This is a genomic window from Stenotrophomonas sp. 05L44_2, assembly GCF_056665995.1.
Map to the genome: position 1 here is coordinate 1 of NZ_JBFTNR010000762.1, position 1932 is coordinate 1932.

Here is a 1932-nt window from a genome sequence, read left to right on the forward strand (position 1 = left end):
GGCCGGCATCGTCCACAAGGGTGAAGGTGTACTCAGCCAGGAGGACATGGCGGCACTCGGCGGCCCATCGGCATTCTTTGCTCTGCGCACGTCGCTGCGAACCGGCAACGGCCTGGGCGGCGGCGAAAGCGGAGGCTATGCGCAGGTGCCGATCGCCCGTGCCGGCGAGGGTGGGATGAACGTGGAAATCAACAACTACGGCGAAGGCCGGGTCAACACCCGGGAAGAACGCCAGCGCATGCCGGATGGCAGCGAAGTGAGGCGACTGGTGATCGACATCGTGGGCGACAGCCTCAACGGTGGCGAGCTGGGCGCCATTGGACGGGCCCGATATGGATGGACGGAGGCAGTGGGATGAGCAGTTGGCCAGAGTATGCAGAGATTCGTTTCGCCGACTATGGCGAGGAGATCGTCGCGTCCGAAGAGCGGACCGACATGGAGCGCGGGCCGAGCAAGATGCGCGCGCTCAACAGCCGGGTGATGAAGAATGTGTACGCCTCGGTGCAGTTCCGCAGTGCGGCCGACGCCGAGGCGTTCGAGGAGTGGTACCTGCGCGATGTCGGTCGTGTCGGCTGGTTCACGATGGAGCACCCACGGACCGGGCAGCCGATCAGCGCCCGCTTTCCGCAGGGGATCGGTCGCCTGGTGCCGCTCAACACCCAGTTCCGTTTCTCCAAGCGTGATCTGGTGCTGGAGTACATGCGATGAGCTCGTTCCATGAACRTCGCCAGCGCCTGGCTGATACCCAGGGGCCGCTGATGCTGCTGGAAGTGTCGGCGCCATCGATGCCGGAAGTGCTGCGGATCGTCAACGACAACGTGAACTGGACCAGCAATGGCAGCGAGTTCATCGCCGCGCCATTCGGCTTTCAGCTTCCCGACGACGTCAGCGGGCAGGCTCCGCGTGCGCAGCTGGTGATCGACAATATCGGCCGCGCACTCACCGAAGACCTGGAAGCACTGGCCCCGGGCGAGATGGTGACCGCCCGGTTGATGCTGACCGACCGTGCCAACCCGGATGCCATCGAGGCCGAGTACGACCTGCCGATGACCCAGGTATCGGTCAACACGCGCACGGTCAGCGCCCAGTGCGGCGTCGATTTCCTGATGCGCCAGCAGGCCGTGCTGCTGCACGCCAATCCGTTCACGTTGCCGGGGATCTTCTGATGCGCCTGGTCGACGTCGAGCGATGGGTGGGCATTCCCTATGACGAAGCCGCGTGCGACTGCGCCGACCTGGTGGTGCAGGTGCAGCGGGCGCTGTTCGCCCGTGAAGTGGCGCTGCCCGGACGGCGCCCGCGCGGGCGGCGCGGCTCGGCCGAACTGGGCGCGCTGTCGCGCGCGCAGGCGGTAGCCCGCGAGGGCCCACCGCAGGACGGCGACCTGGTACTGATGATCGAACGCGGACAACACAACCCCGGCCATGCCGGGGTTTTCTTTTTCCTGGCCCACGAGGGCTGGGTTCTGCACAGCAATGAAACGAACGGCTGCAGCGTGCTGCACCGCGTTCGTGACCTGCCCGGATATGGGCTGAGGATCGAGGGATACTACGCATGGAACTGACCCCACAACCGGCGACCGACGGTCGCCTCATCATCACCCCGCATCCGGTGCTGCTGGATGGCCAGCGCAACGTGCCGGTCGACCTGCGCCCGGGCGAAAGCCTGTACGCCTTCCTCATGCGCCATATCGATGGCCTCGATGGGCAGGCCTGGCAGGTCTGCGTGGATGGTATCGATGTCCCGCGTGAGCAGTGGATGCAGGTGCGGCCGCGGCATGGGCAGCTGATCGAAGTCCGCAGCGTGGTCGGCAAAGCGGTGATCCCGTTGGTGGCGATGATCGCGCTGACCTACTTCACCTTCGGCATCGGCACGCTGGTGGCAGGCTCGGCCTGGGGTGCGGGCGCGGTAGCGGGGCTCAGCGCCACCTACGGC

4 protein-coding genes and 1 pseudogene are annotated in these 1932 nt (G+C 66.1%); all 5 read left to right on the top strand.

Features of this window, described 5'->3' with window-relative positions; translation table 11 throughout:
• Positions 1 to 358 (top strand): annotated as a pseudogene (locus tag AC1VAN_RS20285) (phage tail protein); the annotation flags it as partial.
• Complete coding sequence (locus AC1VAN_RS20290; protein ID WP_032975026.1) at positions 355 to 708, top strand: hypothetical protein; 354 nt, start codon at positions 355 to 357, stop codon at positions 706 to 708. The pseudogene AC1VAN_RS20285 and the gene AC1VAN_RS20290, both read left to right, overlap by 4 nt.
• Complete coding sequence (locus tag AC1VAN_RS20295) at positions 705 to 1166, top strand: DUF1833 family protein (RefSeq protein ID WP_480986583.1); 462 nt, start codon at positions 705 to 707, stop codon at positions 1164 to 1166. Before AC1VAN_RS20290 ends, AC1VAN_RS20295 begins: the two co-directional genes overlap by 4 nt.
• On the top strand, positions 1166 to 1561 hold the full coding sequence (locus AC1VAN_RS20300; RefSeq protein WP_032975023.1) for a hypothetical protein: 396 nt from the start codon (positions 1166 to 1168) through the stop codon (positions 1559 to 1561). The genes AC1VAN_RS20295 and AC1VAN_RS20300 overlap by 1 nt, the downstream gene beginning before the upstream one ends.
• Positions 1552 to 1932: hypothetical protein (locus AC1VAN_RS20305; protein ID WP_480986584.1), on the top strand; the 381-nt coding region annotated here is incomplete at its 3' end. The genes AC1VAN_RS20300 and AC1VAN_RS20305, both read left to right, overlap by 10 nt.